Genomic DNA, 5,272 nt, shown 5'->3' on the forward strand with positions numbered 1-5,272 from the left:
CTGCGGGGAGCCGGTCGATGATCGCACCGTCGACCGGCACCGGGGTCCCACCGACACCGAGGACCGCTGCGGTCTCCGGGTCGGGGATGTCGAAGCGCACGCCCGTATCGGCGACGATCGTCGTCACCGCACCGCGGGTTGACGTGCCTCGTCCGACCGCGGTCACCAGAAGGCCTCCACCGGGTACGCCGAGCACGTCGATCGCCGGCCCGCCCCCGTCCGCGCCGGCCACCGGACGCGCCTGTGCGGCCGACGGAGCCGGAGCGCCGGCGACAACGGTCACCCGCCGGCCCACTGACCCCTCCCTGCCCGCATCGCGAACGCACAGCACCGGGGAGTCACCGGTCGAGAGGACCGAGGGACGATCCGCTGGGAAGGCATCCACGTTCAGCGCCACCGAGCGCGGGACGCCCATCCGGTCGGGATCCACGGACACGACCGCACCCACCGTCGTCGTCGAACGGATGACGTCGGCCACCACCGGACCGACCTCCTGGACACCATCTGCCAGGGCGACGTAGGTCTCCCTGCCCGAGGCGGTGTCCACCGTGAACACCTGCCCGATCCGCAATGAGTCGAGACCGTAGTCCACCGGCCTGCCGGCCAGATCGATCTCCGGTCGCACCACCGGATCGACCTCCGGCAGCGGGTCGATCAACGCCGCGGTGACCGGCCGCGGCTCGACGCCGCCCAGTCCGAGGATCGCCAGCAGGTCGCCGTCCGACAAGTCGATTCTCGAGCGGGTCCCGTCCCGCAGCAGCCAGCCCCTGCCGTCCTGGTCGGCCAGGACGATCTCGTCGCCGGTGGTGTCACGCCCGGGTCCCGCCGCCCCGTCACGGGCGACGACACTCGTCGAGACGATCCGGGGGCGACCGCGATCGACGTCGGCGATCTCGTCGCACACGGTCCACGAGACCGCCGCGGCCCCGTCCTCGTCGCGCGGTGCCGGCAGCGCGGACGGCGCTCCGGGGATCCCGATCAGTCCTCCGCGACGCGTCTGGGCGATGTCCGAGTCCCGCACAGTGGTGGGGTCGGCGGGCTGACCCGTCACCAGACGGGCGGACGCGAGGTTGAACACCGGGTGGACGGTGTCGCCGGCGCGGACATACATCTGGCCGGAGTCCCGGCCCACCATCACCACGGCGCGATCGACATCGGGCGTCGGATCGAGGAGGGCCAGGACCGCCGCACCGACGCAACCGAGGACGGCGGCGACCGCACCCAGCATGAGTCCCGTCGACTGTCGCCTGAGTGGATCGTGGAGCATCCGGACGTCGCGGACGGCCACCGCGTGTCGGGCCCGCCGGGACAGGAAACGGTGCCCGTCGACCTGCGCCCTGGTCGTCGGCTTCAGCGGCACGAACGGGCTCCTTCCCACGGATGTGACGCCCCGCGACGGCGGGTTCCGGGGGTAGGGTACGCCACTGTCCCGGCCGGATGGCCGGGCTTCCCGGGCGGCCTCGCGCGCCCCCGACCAGGCCAGGAGGACGTGTGACGGCTGCCCCTCGCACCCTTCTCATCCTCCTGACCGTCCTCCTGACCTCGGGGGTGCTCGCGGTGATCTGCCCGCCGCCCTGGCAGCCCTGGGTCCAGTTCGCCGCCGCCTCACTGGTCGCCTGCGCCGCCACCATCCGTCACCGGGGCCGATATCTGCTCGGAGGCGGACCGCGCCCACGCCGGTCAGACGTCGACGTCGTCGATCTGGTCTCGCCCGAGTTCTCCTTGGTCGGGTGCGTCGGCGGTCACCAGGTGGTGACCACCGGTGTCGAGGTCTCAGCCGGCGCTCTGGAGACCACCGAGGTCGGGTGCGACGACCCGGCGGATTTCCTCGGCGTCCGGCTTCCGCTGGGCGCGGTCGCGCGGCAACTCGACCAGGGTGGGGTGCTGCTCGAGGGGATCGATGTGGTGGTTCACGGGCGACGTGCGGCGACGGGCCCCGACGGCGAGGTGTACTGCTCGCTCGTGGGTCCGTTGGCTCTGGTCTCCCACCGGCGCGTCCACCTGCTCCTCCGATTCGACCTGTCCGAACTCGCGCTGAGCGCGCCGGCGGAGGCGGGGCGGGGTTCGCCGCAGTGGGTCATCGCGGTGGCCACCGAACGACTCCGCCGATCTCTGGTTCATCACGGGGTTCCGTGTCGTGTACTCGATGCCACAGAGCTGGCGGAGCGATACCTCGAGGCCGAGGCCGATCCCACCGACGGAGTGGGGTTGGTGGTCCGCCCCGGTGAGGACCCGCGCGAGGTCGTGGACGCCCTCACCTCTGTACCCGCGTCAGACATCACCGAGGTGCTCCGACTCCGCCGGGTGCCGGGCCGCCGCGACGTCGTCGACTCGATCTCGACCGTGGGTCTCGCGGGGCTCACCGTGGACTCGCTCCCCCAGTCCGCGGGATCGTGTCATCTGTTGCCGTCCCCGCGCGTGCTGCCCGTCCCGGGTGAGTCCCTACCCGAGACGCTCGCCGGCTCCACGGTCCGGCGGCGCCTCGATCAACTCGACGACCTCGCCCCGCCCGCCCACGGTTGCGGTCAGATCCTCGGGGCGACCCGGACCGGGAACGCGGCCGCGGTCCAGCTGGCGGGGCCTCACCAGCGCTCGGTACTCCTCGCGGCCGGTCCGGCCGTCTGTCGACAGGTGGCCTTCCGCGCGGTCGCCGCCGGGTATCGGGTGGCGGTGGTCACCGACGTCCCGGACCGCTGGAGACCGCTGCTGGCGATCGGCGACGAGACCAGATACCGGATTGTCGACCCCGATGCCTCGGACGCCGGCGCCCCCGTGGACGCGGTGTTCTGGGACGTCGACGGCCCATTGAGCGAGGGGCGGATCGACGCGCTCGCCGGTCCCGGCGGCCCCGACGTGACACCGCCGACCGTGATCCGGGTGGATGCCGACTGGGACGCCCCCGGCCCCGGGCGTGCGACGACCGGGAATCCGCCCGAGCTGGTACTCGATGGCAGGATTCCGGGCTGGATCTCCATCGAACCGCGTTCCGGACCCGCCCGGCAGGTGTCGGTCGTGACCGGCCCCGGAGAGGACGCGTTCGTGGGCCCGATCCCGGGTCCAGGTCCGAGTTCGGGGGACCTCACACCCGCAGGTGCTGAACCTTCCGCCAGCCCGGATCGTCGGTGACCGTCAGGGTCACCTCGCCCTGTTCCCAGCCGGAGGCGGCCACGCGCAGCTGCTCGTGCGCGGGGGTCGCGGAGTCCACGTAGAAGTGCAGGAGCCGGCGGCCGTTGCAGCTCTCGGCGCCCACGCACTCGCCGGTGCCCTCCAGGCGGTCGACCAGGTGGTCCTCGAAGTCCCGCAGCCCGGGCAGGGAGGCCGATCCCGGCAGACCGCCGTCCTCGACATCCGTATAGGGCACGTGGACGGCGACGTGCCGGTCGAACTCCGGGGCCGAGAGCGCCACCAGGGGCACGCGCACCACGGCCACCATCGGGCCCCGGGAGGTGTCGCCGTGCAGGATCTGCCAGGCGGGTTCCCCGTCCTCGTCCGTGTTGTCCCGCTCGATCTCCCGCAGGATCCCGGGCAGCGCGTCCAGCGAGACCGCGTCGTCCCCCGGGGCCGTGGCGTTGGAGCGGATCATGCCCACCCACGTCTCCACCGCGGCCTCCCCGCACATGGCGTCGAGCAGCAGGTAGGCGGCGATCCCGGCGTCGGATCCCTTGAGTCCGGCGAACCCGGGGTGGTGCACGGTCACGTCGGCCCGGGAGAGGCCGCAGTCCACCACCACCTCCGCCTCGTCGAAGCCCAGGCGTCGGTCGCGGAAGTGCATGGCGCACCCGGAGACCGGGTCGCGCAGGTCCGCGTACGACCAGTCGGCGTCGGCGGGCGGGGCCTGAGCGAGCCACCGGCGCGCCGCCCTGCGGAGCTCGGGTACCCCGGCCGCGGTGACGGTCAGGCGGTGCGGCGCGCCGTGAGACCCGGGGACGAACTCCCACGACAACCCGGGGTCGATCGCCTCGATGAGCGAGGTGATCTCCGGGACCACGCGGCGGGCGTCACCCGACTCGAGCGCGGCGGTCGTCCGGCGGCACCCGCCCTCGGTCCACCACCGCCAGAAGGTGGTGACGGCCCGGTCCGAGCGGAGCCTGGCGGTCTCGATGCGGACGCCGGACAGGTCCATCGATCTGGAGAGTTGTCGGGGTCGTGCCGCGCCGATCGCCATCTGTTCTCCCTCCGCCCGTCACGGTCCGTCTGGCTGGTCTCACTCCAGTATCCGGATAAGCCGCCACTCGTGCGCGGAACGACTCACCCCGGCCGGGCCCCCGGGCCGGTCCTGTCCCCCGTCAACGGGTGCGCATCGGCGTCCGCACTGGAAGAGTCTCGGGTATGACCAACCCCCACGGATCCCCCGACGCCCCGACCGGCCCGCGCGTCCTCGTCATCGGCGCCACCGGGTACGTCGGCTCCCGTCTCGTCCCCCGACTGCTCGCCGACGGCGCCGAGGTCTCGGTCCTGGCGCGCACGCCCGCGCGTCTCGACGATGTGCCGTGGCGGGACCAGGTCACCATCCACGAGGGCGGGCTGGGAGACGAGGCCGCACTGTCGGCCGCCCTCGCCGGCGTCGACGTGGCGTGCCACCTCGTCCACTCCATGGGCCACTCGACTGACTTCGAGAAGGAGGAGCGCGAGACCACCGAGGCGTTCGTCCGCGCAGTCGAGGCCGCCGGGGTGGGCCGCATCGTGCACCTGTCCGGGCTGCACCCGGAGGACGAGACCGACCTGTCGACGCACCTGCGCTCGCGCGTGGAGGTGGGACGGATCATGCTGGCCTCGTCCGTGCCCGCGCTGGTGATCCAGGCCGGGGTGGTGATCGGCTCCGGGTCCGCCTCGTTCGAGATGATCCGGCACCTGACCACCCGGCTCCCGGGGATGGTCACCCCGAAGTGGGTCTCCAACCGCATCCAGCCGATCGCCGTGCGGGACGTGGTCCACTACCTCGCGGCCGCCACCACGGTTCCGCTCGACGGGGACCTGGCCGACGGGCGCGTGATCGACGTGGGCGCGCCGGACGTGTTGACCTACGGGCAGATGATGCAGATCTACGCCGAGGAGGCCGGGCTGCACCGCCGGCTCATGGTCCCGGTCCCCGTGCTCACGCCCAAGCTGTCCTCGCTGTGGATGGGCCTGGTCACCCCGCTCGAGCCCGCCCTGGCCCGGCCGCTGGTGGAGTCGCTGCGCTGCGAGGCGATCGTCCTGGTCGACGACGCCGACGAGGTGCTGGGCCCCCCGCCCGGCGGCCGCACGAGCTACCGCCAGGCCCTCCGCGAGG

4 protein-coding genes are annotated in these 5,272 nt (G+C 72.9%); 2 read left to right on the plus strand and 2 right to left on the minus strand.

From position 1 onward, the window contains the following. A partial coding sequence (eccB, locus tag G6020_RS05105; RefSeq protein ID WP_182609878.1) for a type VII secretion protein EccB occupies positions 1 to 1,360 on the minus strand: 1,360 nt, incomplete at its 3' end. A 131-nt stretch (positions 1,361 to 1,491) separates the two neighbouring features. Here eccB and G6020_RS05110 point away from each other — a divergent pair. Further along, positions 1,492 to 3,126: a type VII secretion protein EccE gene (locus tag G6020_RS05110; RefSeq protein WP_347238310.1), complete on the plus strand. Its 1,635-nt coding sequence runs from the start codon at positions 1,492 to 1,494 to the stop codon at positions 3,124 to 3,126. On the opposite strand, the gene G6020_RS05115 is transcribed toward G6020_RS05110, so the two are convergent. Then, a complete protein-coding gene (locus G6020_RS05115; protein WP_182609880.1) occupies positions 3,080 to 4,165 on the minus strand; it encodes a DUF695 domain-containing protein in 1,086 nt (361 codons plus the stop codon). The genes G6020_RS05110 and G6020_RS05115 overlap by 47 nt on opposite strands. Positions 4,166 to 4,329: 164 nt before the next feature. Between G6020_RS05115 and G6020_RS05120 the strand changes: the two genes are divergently transcribed. Further along, on the plus strand, positions 4,330 to 5,272 hold a 943-nt coding region (locus G6020_RS05120), incomplete at its 3' end, for an NAD(P)H-binding protein (RefSeq protein ID WP_182609881.1).

The sequence above is a fragment of the Dietzia sp. B19 genome, assembly GCF_014145155.1.
Taxonomy (GTDB): Bacteria; Actinomycetota; Actinomycetes; order Mycobacteriales; family Mycobacteriaceae; genus Dietzia; species Dietzia natronolimnaea.